This window comes from Burkholderia sp. Bp9031, from assembly GCF_003857965.1.
GTDB classification, from domain to species: domain Bacteria; phylum Pseudomonadota; class Gammaproteobacteria; order Burkholderiales; family Burkholderiaceae; genus Burkholderia; species Burkholderia ambifaria_A.
Genome location: NZ_QTPW01000035.1, coordinates 1 through 15,465, shown reverse-complemented (window position 1 = coordinate 15,465; position 15,465 = coordinate 1). Strand labels below are relative to the sequence as shown.

Sequence of the window (15,465 nt, the reverse complement as noted above, 5' to 3'; positions counted from 1 at the left end):
ATGAGTCGGATGCGATTATATTTTTCAGTGATTCCTGAATAAATGGACAACGGTGCAAGTCATTTTTACGAATCCTGAGATAATATTTGTTCGCCCCTGTGCAACAATCCATCCGGATTCAAACGGGTAATGGGATGGATACGTTACAAAACATGCGGGTATTCGTCCGTGTGGTCGACGCGGGGAGCTTTACCGCGGCCGCCCAGCAGATGAATTCGACGACCGCCTATGCGTCGCGCGCCGTGTCGGACCTCGAGTCGCACCTGCGCACGCGCCTCCTGAACCGGACGACACGCCGGATCGCGCTGACCGAAGCGGGCGAGCGCTACCTGCAGCGCTGTGAGCAGATCCTCGCGTACGTCGACCAGGCCGAAGCCGAAGCGGGCGATGCGCACGCGCGCCCGTCGGGCAAGCTGAAGGTCCACTGCTTCACGAGCCTCGGGCAGCACTACCTGGTGCCGGCCATCGCGCGCTATCGGCAGCGCTATCCGGACGTACACGTCGAGCTGACGCTCGCGCAGCGGATGCCCGACCTGCTCGACGAGGGGTACGACGTCGCGATCGTCGTTGGCCGCGACCTGCCCGATTCGGGGCTCGTGTCGCAGCGGCTTGGCGAGAGCTACAGCGTCGTGTGCGCGTCGCCGGGCTATGTCGACGCGCACGGCGTGCCGCAGACGCCCGCGGATCTCGAGCAGCACGTCTGTCTCGGGATGGTCGCGCCGGGTTTTCACTTCGACGAGTGGTCGCTGTCGGGGCCGCGTGGCGACGAGGTGATTCCGATCACGGCGCCGCCGTTCCGCGTGAACGTCGCCGAGGCGCTCGCGGTGGCCGTGCGGGAAGGGATGGGGATCGGCGGCTTGCCGCTCTATTCGGCGATCGGCGGGCTGCGCAGCGGACACATCGTGCGCGTGATGCACGAATACCGGTCGCACGTGATGAACATCTATGCGCTGTATCCATCGCGCCAGTACCTCGACGCGAAAATTCGCACCTGGGTCGATTTCCTGCGCGACGAGTTGCCGGCCACGCTCGCAGCCGACGAAGCCGCGCTCGCGCAGCTCACGGCTGCGACATGACGGCGCGGCCGCGCGCAATCTGACGAGATTTGTCGTTCACGCAACATTTTTTTACCAACGGACGGCAGACAGTTTGATACTGTTGAAACATAGAGAAGATTTGGATCTGCCCACACCCGGAGTCGTAATGGATACGCAACTGATGATCGGCCTTGGAATTCTGCTTGGCGCGGCCGCTGCCGCCGCGGCGACGCGCGATCTGCTGCGCGCGATGAAGGCGCGGATGAAGCCGGTGCCGGTGCGGGTGCGCGCGCCGTCGAACGGATCGCGCCGTACCGATCGCTGATCGGACAGCTGTTCAGAACGGGGAGGGCCGCATCGCGCGGCCCGATGGCTTGCTGGCTCGGCGTTCAGCCGAGTTCGACCACTCTGTCCCACGCAAACGCGGGATTTTCCAGCTCACCGGTGCGCCGGTGGATATAGCCGCGCGGGTTGCACACCACGTGCGTGCCGCTGTCGGTCACGTAGTCGAATGAAGTATGCGTATGGCCGTGGATCCACAGGTCCACGGGCGGCCGCACGAGTTCCGCCATGTCCGTGACGAATCCCGCAGACGCCAGGTCTTCCGCATAACGCTCCGCCAGCGAGCGCAGGTGCGGCGCATGATGGGTGACGACGATCGTGCGGCCTGCGAACGGCGTCGCGAGCCGCGCCTCCAGCCACGCGCGGCTTTGCCGGTGCAGCGCGATCGCGTCGGCCGGCGTGAAATCCCGCTCCGGCGTCTGCGCGGCATGCAGTGCCGCGTCGTGCGGCCACGTCACCTGGATCAATCCCTTGAAATCGAGCATCACGCGCATGCCGGCCTCGATCGCGTGCGCGACGCTCGCATCGTCCGACCCGAACAGCGAGAAATCGCTCCACAGTGTCGTGCCCAGCACGCGAAAGCGCTGTGCCGGATCGACGTACACGCCGTTGTTCAGGTAATGCACGTTGTCGATCGCATGCGCGGCGTCGCGCATCGCGGTTTCGAGCGCGCCGAATTCCCCGTCGTAGTACTCGTGGTTGCCCGGCACGTAGACCACCGGCACGCCCGGATCGAACGTCTCGGCAGCCCAGCGCAGGCCTTCCGCGTGATTGTGGATGTCACCGGCCAGCACGACGAGATCCGCGTCGGCATGCGCGATCGTGTCGGGCTGGTTGCTTTCGAGATGCAGGTCGGACAGGACGCGAACTCTCATGGACATCGCTCCGGGGTGGGGGCTTCAGCGCAGGACCTTGCCGGGATTCATCAGCCCGCGCGGGTCGAACGCGGTTTTCAGCGTGCGCATGAGCGCCGTTTCGACGGGCGACTTGTAGCGCTGCGCGTCGTCGATCTTCAACTGGCCGATCCCGTGTTCCGCGCTGATCGTGCCGTGGTGGCGGTGCACGTTGTCGTAGACGATGCGGTTGATCGGCTTCTGGAATGCCGCGAGGAACGCCTTCGGATCGCCGCCTTCGGGCGTCTGCACGTTGTAGTGCAGGTTGCCGTCGCCGAGATGGCCGAACGTGACCATCCGCGCACCCGGCGCGGCCTGCTGGATCGCCGCGTCGGTTTCGTCGATGAAGCGCGCGATCGACGAGATCGGCACCGCGATGTCGTGCTTGATGTTGAGTCCCTCGTCGGCCTGCGCGAGCGGAATGTGTTCGCGCAGGTCCCAGAACGCGCGCGATTGCGCGAGATTTTCCGCGACCACCGCGTCGACCACGAGCCCGGCCTCGAACGCCTCTTCCATCAGCTTCTCGAACAGCGCGCGCGCATGCGTTTCGCTCTCGTTGTCCGACAGCTCGAGCAGCACCGTCTGTGCATGCGTGCGGTCGAACGGGTAGCGCAGCTGCGGATAGTGCTTGCCGACGAGCTGCATGCAGAAGTCCGACATCAGCTCGAAGCCGGTCAGCAGCGGGCCGGCCGCGCGCTGCGCGAGCGCGAGGAAGTCGAGCGCCGCGTGCGGCGACTCGAGCGCGGCCAGCGCGGTGACCTGCGCGGCCGGCAGCGGGTGCAGCTTCATCACGGCGGCCGTGATGATCCCGAGCGTGCCCTCCGCGCCGATGAACAGGTCGCGCAGGTCGTAGCCGGTATTGTCCTTGCGCAGCCCGCGCAGGCCGTCCCAGATCTCGCCCTGCGGCGTCACGACCTCGAGCCCGAGGCACAGCTCGCGTGCGTTGCCGTAGCGCAGCACCGCGGTGCCGCCGGCGTTGGTCGACAGGTTGCCGCCGATCGTGCAGCTGCCTTCGGCGGCGAGGCTCAGCGCGAACAGCCGGCCGCCTTCGCGGGCGCGCGCCTGCACGTCGGCGAGGATCACGCCGGCTTCGACCGTGATCGTGTTGTTGTGCGGATCGAGCGCGCGCACGCGGTTCAGGCGCGCGAGGCTCAGCACGGCCTGGGCACCGCTCGCGTCGGGCGTCGCGCCGCCGGCCAGGCCCGTGTTGCCGCCCTGCGGCACGAGCGAGACGCCATGCGTGTTCGCAAGTCGCACGAGCGCGGCGACTTCCGCTGTATCGGCCGGTTTCAGCACCGCGCACGCGTTGCCCTTGTAGCGGCGGCGCCAGTCGGTCAGGAACGGTTCGGTGTCGTGCGGATCGGTCAGCACGCAGGCTGCGCCGATCGCGTCGCGGCAGGCGGATACGAAGGCGTCGGGAGAAATCATCACGTTCGGTCGCGTAAGGGTCAGGACGCAGCGCGCTGCTTCTTCGCCGCGCGCTTGAACGGCGCGACGTAGGCAAGCGCGGCCACGAAGAAGCCGACGGCGAGCGCGGTCTCGCACCAGCCGAGCGTCGCGGACAGCCCGCGGTCCGACATGCCGCGCACGATGCCTTCGGCGAAATAGACGAGGATCAGCATGCTCGCCCACTGCATCGTATAGATGTTACGCCGCCAGACGCCGGGCAGCGCGAGCGCCAGCGGCACGGCCTTGAGCATCAGCGCCGAGCCGCCCGGGCGCAGCGGCGCGAGCCACAGCTCCCATGCGAGCGACAGCGCGATCAGCGCGACCAGGCACGCGGCGGCGGCCCGCGCGTAGTGCGGCCGGGCGGCGACGGTGGGGCGGGCGGGCGCGTTCATGCGGCCCCGGTAGCGTGGGCGGCGGACAGCGCCGCCGCCGCGCGGGCGAGCCGCACGCCGAGCGCGGCCGCGAGCGCCTTTTCGTCAGCCGACAGCCCTGCGGGCGCGCTGCGGTCGTGCGGCGACACGTGTGATGCGCCGTAAGGCGTGCCGCCGGTGCGCGTCGTGCTGAGCGCGGATTCCGTATACGGGATCCCGACGATCATCATCCCGTGATGCAGCAGCGGCAGCATCATCGACAGCAGCGTTGATTCCTGGCCGCCGTGCAGGCTGCCGGTCGACGTGAACACGCTCGCCGGCTTGCCGGTCAGCGCGCCGGACAGCCATTGCGGGGTCGTGCCGTCGAGGAAATACTTGAGCGAGGCGGCCATGTTGCCGAAACGGGTCGGCGAGCCGAGCGCGAGGCCGGCGCATTCCTCGAGATCGCGCAGCTCCGCATACGGCGGGCCGTCGGCGGGGATGTCGGGGGCGGTGGCTTCGCAGACTGTAGAGACGGGCGGCACGGTGCGGATGCGCGCCTGCATGCCGGGCACGCTGTCGATGCCGTTCGCGATCGCGAGCGCGAGATCGCGCGTGGCGCCGTGACGGCTGTAATAGAGGACGAGGATGTCTTTCATGGGCGACGGGGCCGCGTGCGGCCGCGCGCATGCCCGGTGCAGTCGGCCCCTGCTGGATCGAGCGGCTATTATAGGGGCTGAAGTCGTCGCGCAGCGCGGCGGCGGCGCGCCGTCGGGCGCGCGGCATCGAGAAGGAGAAACCGTTTGCCGAAGTTGAGCGTCGATCTCGACACTATCAAGCGCCTCGCGCAGTTCGCGGCCCGGCGCAGCGCCGAGGATCGCATCCCGCAAGTGGCGGGCAGCCTCACGTTCACGACGATGCTGGCACTCGTGCCGCTCGTGACGGTCGCGTTCGCGCTGTTCACCGCGTTCCCGATGTTCGCGTCGTTCCAGATCTCGCTGCAGGGCTTCCTCGCGGATCACCTGATGCCCGCGCAGTTCAACGTCCAGATCTTCAAGTACCTGAACCAGTTCGCGTCGAAGGCCAAGGGGCTGACGACGGCCGGCCTGATCGTGCTGGTCGTCACGTCGGTGATGACGATGATGACGATCGAATCCGCATTCAACCTGATCTGGCGGGTGCGCAAGCCGCGGCCGTTCGCGCAGCGCGTGCTCGCGTACTGGGCGCTGATCACGCTCGGTCCGCTGCTGTTCGGCGTGAGCCTGTCGATCTCGTCGTACCTGTTTACGCAATCGCTGGCGTTCACCGGCGCCGCGCCGTCGACGTCGATCGTCGAGTGGCTGCTCGCGCTCGCGTCGCTGCCGCTGACCGTGCTCGCGTTCACGCTGCTGTACGTGTACCTGCCGAACTGCACGGTCGCGTGGCGCGACGCGGTGATCGGCGGGCTGTTCGCCGCCATCGCGTTCGAGCTCGCGAAGCGCGGCTTCGGCTATTACGTGCGGCGCATTCCGACCTATACGGCCGTCTACGGCGCGTTCGCGGCGCTGCCGGTGTTCCTGCTGTGGGTGTACCTGAGCTGGTTCGTCGCGCTGCTCGGCGCGATGGTGGCGTCCGCGCTGCCCGCGATCCGCGTCGGCCAGTTCCATCGCATCCACTATCCGGGCAGCGATCTGCTCGACGCGCTCGAATTGCTCGCGCGGCTGGCCGAGGCGCGCGCAGTCGGCAAGGCGGGCTATACGGCAATCCGGCTCGCGACCATGCTGCGCTGCGACATGGAAACCGCGCAGCGGCTGCTGCTGACGATGGAGGAACGGGAATGGATCGCGCGGCTGGATGGCGGCGAACTCGCGCCGAGCTACATCCTGCTGGCGAACCCGGAGCAACTGACGCTGGCGCAACTGTTCGACGTGCTGGTGATCGACCGCACGGAACTGACGTACCAGCTGCAGCGGCGCCGCAGCCACGTCGAAGGCGCGGCATTGCTCGAGGTATTGTCGAACGACCGGTTCGATGTATCGCTCGCGTCGCTGATCGCCGCGCACCGGCTGGCGGGGGCGCAGCCGGCGGCGACCGAGCCCGGACCGGTGCCCGATGGGGCGCCCGACCCGCACGCGCGGCCGCCGAAAACGGCGTGACGCGGTGCCGGGCGGGTGTTAGAGCGGAATCTTGCCGGTGCAGATGTCCTTGAACATCACCCAATCGCCCATCAGGCTGTAGATCGGGTGCCGGAACGTGGCGGGGCGGTTCTTCTCGAAGAAGAAGTGTCCGACCCACGCGAATCCGTAGCCGCACACGACCGCTGCCGGCAGCCACAGCCAGTAGCCCGTCGCGATCGCCATCGCGACGCAGCCGATCACGCCGAGCGAGCCGATGAAATGCAGCCGCCGCGACATCAGGTTCTGGTGTTCGTTCAGGTAGTACGGATAGAAATCAGCGAAGCTGGCGAATTGCTCCGAATGCGTATGCGCCATGGCCGTCTCCTCGGGCCGCCGTCCATGCAGTCATTGTGCGGCGGGCGGCCCGTGTCCGCAAGCGGGGGCGGCCGCGCCGCGCGGGGCCTGCGCTTTCCTTTTGGCAGGCTTTCCGATAGGATCGAAAGAGATTTTGCATTCAAGCATGAGGGGACTACGATGCGCGTCAGCGATATTCTGAAAGTGAAGGGCAACACGTTGTTTACGGTGACGCCCGATAAGCCGCTGCGCGAAGCGGTCGATACGATGGCCGAACACGATATCGGTTCGCTCGTCGTGATGGAGTACGGCGATCTCGTCGGGATGCTGACGTTTCGCGAGATCATCCTGCGCCTGCATGTCAACGGCGGCGCGATCGGCGACGTGCAGGTGCGCAAGGTGATGGACGAGCCGCTCACGTGCACGCCGGAAACCGACGTCAACGAGGTGCGCCGGATGATGCTCGAGCGCCATGCGCGCTACATGCCGGTGCTCGACAAGAAGGTGCTGATGGGCGTCATCTCGTTCTACGACGTCGCGAAGACGGTCGTCGAGGCGCAGAGCTTCGAGAACCGGATGCTGAAGGCGTACATCCGCGACTGGCCGGAATCCGAATCGGAAGCCGAAGCGCACAAGTCGTGAAACACGTCGCGCCCGGTGCCATGACGCGCGGGCGCTGCCATTCGGCGCACGGCGGTGCAGGTTCAGCCTGCGCCGCCGTTTTTTCGACAACAACACAAGGCCCGCGCAGCTTCGCCCAGACGATGCGCGCGTATTCCGCATGAGCGATCACACGCAAGTCTCTTCCGCGTCGCGCGGCGAACGACGCGCCCACGCGTCGCAGTTCGAGCTGTTGCGTCAGCGTCGTTTCGCGCCGTTCTTCACGACCCAGTTCCTGGGTGCGCTGAACGACAACGTGTTCAAGATCGGTTTCACGTCGCTCGTCACCTATCACACCGCGCGCTTCTCCGGCGTCGATGCGAAGACGGCCGCGTTCCTGATTTCCGCGATCTTCATCTTGCCGTTCGTGCTGTTCTCGGCCACGTCCGGCCAGATCGCCGACAAATACGACAAGGCGACGCTCACGCGCTTCGTGAAGACCTTCGAGATCGCGCTGATGCTGGTCGGCGCGGCCGGTTTCGTCACGCACAGCGCGACGTTGCTGTATTTGTGCACGTTCATGATGGGGATGCATTCGACGCTGTTCGGCCCCGTCAAGTATTCGTACCTGCCGCAGCACCTCGGCGACCATGAGCTGGTGGGCGGCAACGGCCTCGTCGAGATGGGCACGTTCATCGCGATCCTGATCGGGACGATCATCGGCGGCGCGGCCGCGGGCATCGAAGGCAGCGGCGAGCGCGTGCTCGCCGTCAGCGTCGTCGTCATCGCGCTCGCGGGGCGGCTCGTCGCGCAGCGTGTGCCGCCAACGCCGGCGCCGCAGCCCGATCTCGTGATCAACTGGAACCCGTTCAGCGAGACGTGGCGCAACCTCGGGCTCGCGCGGCAGAACCGCACCGTGTTCCTGAGCCTGCTCGGCATCTCGTGGCTGTGGTTCGTCGGCGCGACGTTCCTCACGTCGTTCTTTAATTTCGCGAAGGACGTGCTGTCCGCGAGCCCCGACGTCGTCACGGTCCTGCTCGCGACGTTCTCGGTCGGGATCGGCCTCGGCTCGCTGCTGTGCGAGCGGCTGTCGCAGCGGCGCGTCGAGATCGGCCTCGTGCCGCTCGGCTCGATCGGCATCAGCGTGTTCGCGATCGAGCTGTATTTCGCGAGCCGCTCGCTGCCGTCGCCCGGACATCTGCTGTCGGTCGGCGAGTTCCTGGCCGGCGCGCGCCACTGGCGCATCCTGGCCGACCTGTTCCTGCTCGCGATGTTCGGCGGTTTCTACAGCGTGCCGCTGTATGCGCTGATCCAGAGCCGCAGCGCGCCGACCCACCGTGCGCGGATCATCGCCGCGAACAACATCCTGAACGCGCTGTTCATGATCCTGTCGGCGCTGATGGCGATGGGGCTCACCAAGGCCGGTGTCGACATTCCGGGCCTGTTCCTCGTCACCGCGCTGCTGAACGTCGTCGTCGCGACGTACATCTACCTGCTCGTTCCCGAGTTCCTGCTGCGCTTCGTCGCGTGGGTGCTCGTGCACACGTTCTACCGGATTCGCCTCGTGCATGCGGAGCGGATCCCGGAAGAGGGCGCGGCCGTGCTCGTGTGCAACCACGTGAGCTACGTCGATGCGCTCGTGCTGGCTGCCGCGAGCCCGCGACCGATCCGGTTCGTGATGGATCACCGGATCTTCAAGACGCGCTTTGCGAGCTGGGTGTTCCGGCATGCGAAAGCGATCCCGATTGCGCCACGCCACGAGGATCCCGACATGCTCGCGCGTGCGTACGACGCGTGCGAGGCCGCGCTGAAGGACGGCGAACTCGTGTGCATTTTCCCCGAGGGCAAGCTGACCAAGACGGGCGACATCAACACGTTCCACCACGGCATCACCGAGATCCTGGGCCGCACGCCGGCGCCCGTGATTCCGATGGCGCTGCGCGGGCTGTGGGGCAGCTATTTCTCCCGTCATGCCGATGCGCGGATGCCGCGGCCCATCAAGCGCGGCGTGATGAGCCGGCTGACGCTCGCGGTCGGCGAGCCGATGCCGGCATCGGTTGCGACACCCGAGGCGTTGCAGGCCGCAGTGACCGAACTGCGCGGCGCGCGCAAATAAGCGGGGCGAGCCCGACGGCATCGTGCCGCGGCCTTGATGGCCGCCGCGAACCGGCCTGTTCGGCCGAACGGCGCGGGTGACGACCGCCGCGCCGGGCCGCATTCCTCGCCGGCCCGTGTGGTCTGAACGGTTCACACGGCCCGCGGCCCCCGGACGGCTGGCATAATAGCGGTTTACCCCTTTTTCTCGACCGGCAAACGATCGGCCTGCCTGCGGCCCCGGCAGCGCATCGGTTTGCCCATTTCTATTTGGGCGGTTCCATCATGTCCGGCAATACCCTCGGCACGCTTTTCACTGTCACGACCTTCGGCGAATCGCACGGTCCCGCGATCGGCTGCGTGATCGACGGCTGCCCGCCGGGCATGGGGCTGACCGAAGCCGACATCCAGGTCGAGCTCGATCGCCGCAAGCCCGGCACGTCGCGGCACGTGACGCAGCGCCAGGAGGCCGACGAGGTCGAGATCCTGTCCGGCGTGTTCGAAGGCGTGACGACCGGCACGCCGATCGCGCTGCTGATCCGCAACACCGACCAGCGCAGCAAGGACTACGGCAACATCGTCGAGACGTTCCGTCCCGGTCATGCCGACTACACCTACTGGCAGAAGTACGGCATTCGCGACTACCGCGGCGGCGGCCGTTCGTCCGCGCGCCTGACCGCGCCGATCGTCGGGGCGGGCGCGATCGCGAAGAAGTGGCTGCGCGAGCGTTTCGGCGTCGAGGTGCGCGGCTACATGAGCGGTCTCGGCGAAATCGACGTGCCGTTCGTCGACTGGTCGCATGTGCGCGAGAACCCGTTCTTCTCGCCGAACGCGGCGATCGTGCCGGAACTGGAAGCCTACATGGACGCGCTGCGCAAGGACGGCGACTCGATCGGCGCGCGCATCGACGTCGTTGCATCGGGCGTGCCGGTCGGCTGGGGCGAGCCGGTATTCGACCGTCTCGATGCGGACATCGCGAAGGCGATGATGAGCATCAACGCGGTGAAGGGCGTCGAGATCGGCGCGGGCTTCGATAGCGTCGCGCAGCGCGGCTCGGTGCACGGCGATGAACTGACGCCGGCCGGCTTCGTCGGCAACCATGCGGGGGGCGTGCTCGGCGGGATTTCGACCGGGCAGGACATCACCGTGTCGATCGCGATCAAGCCGACGTCGAGCATCCGCACGCCGCGCCGTTCGATCACGAAGGCCGGCGAAGAGGCGACGGTCGAAACCTTTGGCCGCCACGACCCGTGCGTCGGCATTCGCGCGACGCCGATCGCCGAGTCGATGCTCGCACTGGTGCTGATCGACCATGCGTTGCGCCATCGCGCGCAGTGCGGCGACGTCGAGACGCCGACGCCGAAGATCGCGGGCAGCGCGACCTGACACGACGGCGCCGGCGATTCGCCGGTAACCGACACGATGCGAAACGGGGCGCCTGGGGCGCCCCGTTTTCATTGGGCTGCCGGCTGTGGCGGCGCGGCCGACTCACGCACCCGCAGTTCGGGCAGTACCGCGCAACCGGGCCCGGCTTCGCCGTTCTCGAGTGCGTCGAGCAGCGCGTGGGCGGCTTTGCGCCCGATCGCAGCGGTGTCGACCCACATGGTCGTGAGTGACGGCCGGATTTCGCGAGCCAGCGCGACGTCGTCGAATCCGGTGATCGACAACTGCGACGGCACCTCGATGCCCAGCGCCTGCGCCTCGAGCAGCGCGCCGAGCGCGAGCGCATCGTTGCCGCAAATCACGGCCGTCGGGCGCGTCGTTCCGCTGTCGGCAATCGCGCGCAGGCTCGCCCGCCCGAACGCGATCGTGGCCGCGCCCTCGTGCTGGTGTACCGGACGGACCGCGAGCCCGCGCGCGGCAAGCGTGTCGTGAATGCCGCGCAGGCGGGCCTGCACGCGGTCGTTGTCCGCGCTAGGCTGCATGATGATCGCGAAATCGCGATGACCGAGGTCGAGCAGGTGCGTGGTGAGCTGCGCGAATGCCGCGCGGTTGTCGAAGCCGATGCAGCAGTGCGGGCTGCCGTCGCGATACGCGTAGGTCACGACATACGGCACGCGGTGCTGGCCGAGCAGCTCGAATACTTCCGGCGGATACGCTTCACCGACCAGCGACACGGCTTCCACGCCGCGCGACAGCATCGCGCGCACCTGCGCCAGCGCTTGCGCCGGGTCGTAATTCGAGCAGCCCAGAAAGAGGGTGATGCCGTGTTCGGCCATGATCGCCTGCATTCCCGCTACCTGCGACGCGAACACCTGGTCGTCGAGCGTCGGGATGATCGCCCCCGTGATGTGGGTGCGCGTCGACGCGAGTGCGCGGCCGGCGGCGTTCGGAATCCAGTTCAGCGCGCGTGCGGCATCGCGCACGCGCTGCTGTACGTCAGCCGACACCTTGCCGGGATCGTTGTACACGCGCGAAACGGTCGCGGTCGACACGCCGGCGAGTTTCGCGACATCGCCAAGCACCGACCGGCCGCTGCCGCGCCGCGCGCGTGCCGTGCCGCCGCTGGATGGAGGCGTGCTCATCGGTTGCCCCTGGCCGCGGCTGCCGCGCAGACTGCGCACGTTCTCAAAAACGCCATCGTTTACCCTCGATTCATCGTGGTCCCGCTTGCATTCCCGGTCTCGCCTGTGAGAATGTAAGCGCTATCTTGATGCCAATCCGTATTATGTCAGACACAGGTTCCAACCGCATTGCGAAGTTTTCGTCGACGTCGGCCTTTCCGGCCATTTTGTTTGCTGCAAATGTAAGCGGTTACATTCGATGATGAATCACGGAAAGCCACCCCGAATCGCCGTCGTCGGTAGCGTCAACGTCGATCTCGTCACGCGCGCGCCGCGTCTGCCCGTACCGGGAGAAACGCTGCTCGGCAGCTCGTTCCAGACCGTCCACGGCGGCAAGGGGGCGAACCAGGCGGTGGCCGCCGCGCGCCTCGGTGCATCCGTCGCGATGATCGGCTGCGTCGGCAACGACGCATTCGGGGCACGCCTGCATGACGCGCTCGCGGCGGAGCGCATCGACGTGACGCACCTGCACCGGATCGACGGCGAGGTAACCGGGGTCGCCACGATCACGGTCGACGCACACGGGGCGAACAGCATCGTCGTCGTGCCCGGCGCGAATGCATGCCTCGATGCCGCATTGATCGACGCGTCGCGCGACGTGATTGCCGGCGCGGCACTGATGGTGTGCCAGCTCGAGGTGCCGATCGAGACCGTTGCGCGCGCCATCGGCAGTGCGATCGCACATCGGACGCCCGTGCTGCTCAATCCGGCGCCTGCCCGGCCGCTGTTCGACGCATTGCTGGCCCGAATCGACTACCTCGTCGTCAATGAAACGGAAGCGGAGTCGCTGACCGGCATCGCGGTCGCTGACGACGCATCGGCGGTACGCGCCGCCGATGCGCTGTGCGCGAAGGGCGTCGGCAACGTGCTGGTCACGCTTGGCGCGCGCGGCGTCTGCTGGCGCGGGAGTGCAGGACACGGCAGCCACCGGGCCATGGCGGTGGTCGCCGTCGATACGACGGCGGCCGGCGACACCTTCGTCGGCGGGTTCGCCGCGGCGCGGGCGAGCGGTGCATCGATGGACGACGCAATTGCGTTCGGCCAGCGTGCGGCCGCGATCAGCGTGACGCGCTACGGCGCGCAGACCTCGATTCCGACACGCGAAGAAGTGGAGCGTGCGGCCGTATAGATTCCGCGACGACGGAAAGGGCCGGAGCCCGGCAACCATTCAGGACAATGGAGACAAACGCAATGAACGAGAATCATGCTGTTCCGACTGCGCCGCCACGCATCCGGCGCGGACAACGTATCGCGCTCGCGCTGCTGATGGTGAGCGGGATCGTCAACTATCTCGACCGCGGCACGCTGGCCGTCGCGAGTTCGGCCATCCGGAACGATCTCGGTCTGTCGCTTTCCGAGATGGGCTTGCTGCTGTCGGCATTTTCGTGGAGCTATGCGCTGTGCCAGTTCCCGGTCGGCGGACTCGTCGATCGTATCGGACCGCGCCGGCTGCTCGGCGTCGGGCTGATCGTCTGGTCGCTTGCGCAGGCGGCGGGCGGCATCGTCGCCACCTTCGGCTGGTTCATCGTCGCGCGCATCGTGCTGGGCATCGGCGAGGCGCCGCAGTTCCCGTCGGCGGCGCGGGTGGTGAGCAACTGGTTTCCGCTGCGTGCACGCGGGACGCCGACCGGGATCTTCAACGCGGCATCGCCGCTCGGCACCGCACTCGCACCGTTGCTGCTGTCGGTGCTCGTCGCCTCGCTCGACTGGCGCTGGGCGTTCGTCGCGACGGGGGCGCTCGGCCTCATCGTCGCCGTCATCTGGTTTGCACTGTACCGCGATCCCGCGCGTGCGCAGCTGACTGCGGCGGAACGCGCGTATCTCGATGCCGGTGCGCAGCCGGCCGTCGCCACGCCGAAACTGACCTTCGCCGACTGGCGCAGCCTGTTCTCGCACGGCACGACCTGGGGCATGCTGATCGGATTCTTCGGTTCCGTGTATCTGAACTGGGTCTACCTGACCTGGCTGCCGGGGTATCTGACGATGGAGCGTCACATGAGCCTCATTCGCACCGGATTTGCGGCGTCGGTGCCGTTCCTGTGCGGATTCGTCGGCTCGCTGGTCGCCGGCTGGCTGTCGGACCTGGTCACGCGCCGCAGCCGCTCGCCGGTCGTGAGCCGACGCAACGCGGTGGTCGTCGCGATGCTCGGGATGGTCGCGTTCACGATTCCGGCCGCACTCGTGCAGAGCAACACCGTCGCGCTCGCGTGCATTTCGGTCGTAATCTTTCTCGCCAATGCGGCATCGGCATGTTCGTGGGCGCTCGCGACGGCGGCCGCGCCGCCTAGCCGCGTCGCATCGCTCGGCGCGATCCAGAATTTCGGCGGTTTCATCGGCGGGGCGCTCGCGCCGATCCTGACGGGCGTCATCGCGCAGAAGTGGTCGTTCGTGCCGGCGCTGCTGACGGCGGCGGCAATCGCGTTCGCCGGTGCGATCGCCTACCTGCTGCTGGTTCGCAAGCCGATTCCCGAACAGGCCTCGAGTGCCGCGCCCGGCGCGCTGCCGGCCTGAGCACCGCGTCTACATCGCGCATTTACTGAAGCAAGGAGAAAACAGATGCAACACCATCAGCAGTCGACCGCGACCATCGAGGGGATCGTACCGGTGATGCTGACACCGTTCGACGACGCCGGCGCGATCGATTACGCGGGGCTCGAGCGACTCATCGAATGGTATCTGGCGCACGGCTCGGATGCGCTGTTCGCGGTCGCGCAATCGAGCGAGATGCAGTTCCTGAGTCTGGCCGAACGGGCAGAGCTCGCGCGTTTCGTGGTCGAACGCGTGGCCGGGCGCGTGCCCGTCGTCGCGTCCGGCCACATCAGCGAAGATCTGGATGCGCAGGCCGCCGAGTTGTGCGCGGCGGCGGAATCGGGGGCGCAGGGCGTCGTGCTCGTGACCAACCGCCTCGACCCGCAGCGCAAGGGCAGCGCCGCGTTTCTCGACCATCTTCACAAGCTGCTTGCGCGACTTCCGTCGGATTTGCCGCTCGGCTTGTACGAATGCCCGGCGCCTTACCGCCGATTGCTGTCCGATGACGAACTGCGTGCGTGCATCGACACCGGCCGCTTCGTGATGCTCAAGGACGTGAGTTGCGACCTGGAGACGGTGAAGCGGCGCGTTGCGCTCGCCGAGGGATCGCCGCTGAAGATCCTGAATGCGAACGCCGCGATCGCGTGGGATGCGATGAAGGCGGGCTCGGCCGGCTTCAACGGCGTGTTCACCAACTTTCATCCGGATCTGTATCGCTGGTTGCGCACGCAGGGCGGCTCGGATCCGGCACTCGCCGATGAGTTGTCGACGTTCCTGGTGGTGTCGGCGGTGTCGGAAGCGCTGGGCTACCCGGCGCTTGCGAAGATCTATCACCAGCGGATCGGCACGTTCGCGTCGATTCGTTGCCGCGCGATCGACTACGACGTGCGCGAGCGCTTCTGGGCGCTCGACGCCGTGCTCGACAAGATCGTGTCCGGTACCGAGCACTTCCGTCGGCGGATCGCGGCGCGCTGACGCGGCCGGCGTGCCCTGCGTGAATCGCACGCCGGATGGCGGGCAGGGCAAGCCGGCTGTCGAACGGACGAAGAAAACGCCGTGCGAGGCGGCGTTTTCCGGCAGGTTACATGTTCGGGTAATTCGGCCCGCCGCCGCCTTCCGGCGTGACCCACACGATGTTCTGCGTCGGGTCCTTGATG

The 15,465-nt window shown here is 67.2% G+C and carries 16 protein-coding genes; 9 read left to right on the top strand and 7 right to left on the bottom strand.

The window, feature by feature from the left end:
• Positions 1 to 134 precede the first annotated feature (134 nt).
• Complete coding sequence (locus DIE15_RS31125; RefSeq protein ID WP_124835152.1) at positions 135 to 1,076, top strand: LysR family transcriptional regulator; 942 nt, start codon at positions 135 to 137, stop codon at positions 1,074 to 1,076.
• 127 nt (positions 1,077 to 1,203) lie between these two features.
• The gene (locus DIE15_RS37230; RefSeq protein ID WP_162840544.1) at positions 1,204 to 1,362 is read left to right on the top strand and encodes a hypothetical protein; all 159 of its coding nucleotides are present in this window, start codon (positions 1,204 to 1,206) and stop codon (positions 1,360 to 1,362) included.
• 64 nt (positions 1,363 to 1,426) lie between these two features.
• On the opposite strand, the gene DIE15_RS31120 is transcribed toward DIE15_RS37230, so the two are convergent.
• Genes DIE15_RS31120 through wrbA form a run of 4 tightly spaced genes read right to left on the bottom strand, consistent with a single transcriptional unit; the run spans position 1,427 to position 4,730 of the window.
• Positions 1,427 to 2,254: a metallophosphoesterase gene (locus DIE15_RS31120; RefSeq protein ID WP_057924276.1), complete on the bottom strand. Its 828-nt coding sequence runs from the start codon at positions 2,252 to 2,254 to the stop codon at positions 1,427 to 1,429.
• 24 nt (positions 2,255 to 2,278) lie between these two features.
• On the bottom strand, positions 2,279 to 3,700 hold the full coding sequence (locus DIE15_RS31115; RefSeq protein ID WP_124835196.1) for an FAD-binding oxidoreductase: 1,422 nt from the start codon (positions 3,698 to 3,700) through the stop codon (positions 2,279 to 2,281).
• Between the two features lie 20 nt (positions 3,701 to 3,720).
• Positions 3,721 to 4,113, bottom strand: a complete 393-nt coding sequence (locus DIE15_RS31110) for a DUF2069 domain-containing protein (protein WP_124835151.1) — start codon at positions 4,111 to 4,113, stop codon at positions 3,721 to 3,723.
• Positions 4,110 to 4,730, bottom strand: coding sequence for an NAD(P)H:quinone oxidoreductase (gene wrbA / locus DIE15_RS31105; protein WP_124835150.1), 621 nt, complete (start codon positions 4,728 to 4,730; stop codon positions 4,110 to 4,112). The genes DIE15_RS31110 and wrbA overlap by 4 nt, the downstream gene beginning before the upstream one ends.
• Before the next feature lie 144 nt (positions 4,731 to 4,874).
• Here wrbA and DIE15_RS31100 point away from each other — a divergent pair, with 144 nt between their 5' ends.
• The gene (locus DIE15_RS31100) at positions 4,875 to 6,206 is read left to right on the top strand and encodes a YihY family inner membrane protein (protein ID WP_057924280.1); all 1,332 of its coding nucleotides are present in this window, start codon (positions 4,875 to 4,877) and stop codon (positions 6,204 to 6,206) included.
• Positions 6,207 to 6,224: 18 nt separating this feature from the next.
• Here the strand turns inward: DIE15_RS31100 and DIE15_RS31095 are convergent, their stop codons facing one another.
• The gene (locus DIE15_RS31095; RefSeq protein ID WP_124835149.1) at positions 6,225 to 6,542 is read right to left on the bottom strand and encodes an Mpo1-like protein; all 318 of its coding nucleotides are present in this window, start codon (positions 6,540 to 6,542) and stop codon (positions 6,225 to 6,227) included.
• A gap of 159 nt (positions 6,543 to 6,701) precedes the next feature.
• Here DIE15_RS31095 and DIE15_RS31090 point away from each other — a divergent pair, with 159 nt between their 5' ends.
• The 3 genes from DIE15_RS31090 (at position 6,702) to aroC (ending at position 10,601) form a co-directional block, all read left to right on the top strand.
• Positions 6,702 to 7,163, top strand: a complete 462-nt coding sequence (locus DIE15_RS31090; RefSeq protein ID WP_057924282.1) for a CBS domain-containing protein — start codon at positions 6,702 to 6,704, stop codon at positions 7,161 to 7,163.
• A 139-nt stretch (positions 7,164 to 7,302) separates the two neighbouring features.
• Entirely contained in the window at positions 7,303 to 9,237 is a 1,935-nt protein-coding gene (locus tag DIE15_RS31085) for an MFS transporter (protein ID WP_057924283.1), read from the top strand.
• Positions 9,238 to 9,500: 263 nt separating this feature from the next.
• Entirely contained in the window at positions 9,501 to 10,601 is a 1,101-nt protein-coding gene (aroC, locus tag DIE15_RS31080) for a chorismate synthase (RefSeq protein ID WP_057924284.1), read from the top strand.
• A 68-nt stretch (positions 10,602 to 10,669) separates the two neighbouring features.
• Here aroC and DIE15_RS31075 read toward each other — a convergent pair whose 3' ends face one another.
• Positions 10,670 to 11,740, bottom strand: coding sequence for a LacI family DNA-binding transcriptional regulator (locus tag DIE15_RS31075; protein WP_124835148.1), 1,071 nt, complete (start codon positions 11,738 to 11,740; stop codon positions 10,670 to 10,672).
• A gap of 238 nt (positions 11,741 to 11,978) precedes the next feature.
• Between DIE15_RS31075 and rbsK the strand changes: the two genes are divergently transcribed.
• From rbsK to DIE15_RS31060, 3 genes are all read left to right on the top strand, one after another.
• Entirely contained in the window at positions 11,979 to 12,908 is a 930-nt protein-coding gene (gene rbsK, locus DIE15_RS31070) for a ribokinase (protein WP_057924285.1), read from the top strand.
• A 62-nt stretch (positions 12,909 to 12,970) separates the two neighbouring features.
• The gene (locus DIE15_RS31065) at positions 12,971 to 14,290 is read left to right on the top strand and encodes an MFS transporter (RefSeq protein WP_057924286.1); all 1,320 of its coding nucleotides are present in this window, start codon (positions 12,971 to 12,973) and stop codon (positions 14,288 to 14,290) included.
• Positions 14,291 to 14,335: 45 nt separating this feature from the next.
• The gene (locus DIE15_RS31060; RefSeq protein ID WP_057924287.1) at positions 14,336 to 15,283 is read left to right on the top strand and encodes a dihydrodipicolinate synthase family protein; all 948 of its coding nucleotides are present in this window, start codon (positions 14,336 to 14,338) and stop codon (positions 15,281 to 15,283) included.
• 106 nt (positions 15,284 to 15,389) lie between these two features.
• Here the strand turns inward: DIE15_RS31060 and DIE15_RS38220 are convergent.
• On the bottom strand, positions 15,390 to 15,465 hold a 76-nt coding region (locus tag DIE15_RS38220), incomplete at its 5' end, for a 4Fe-4S dicluster domain-containing protein (protein WP_133168007.1).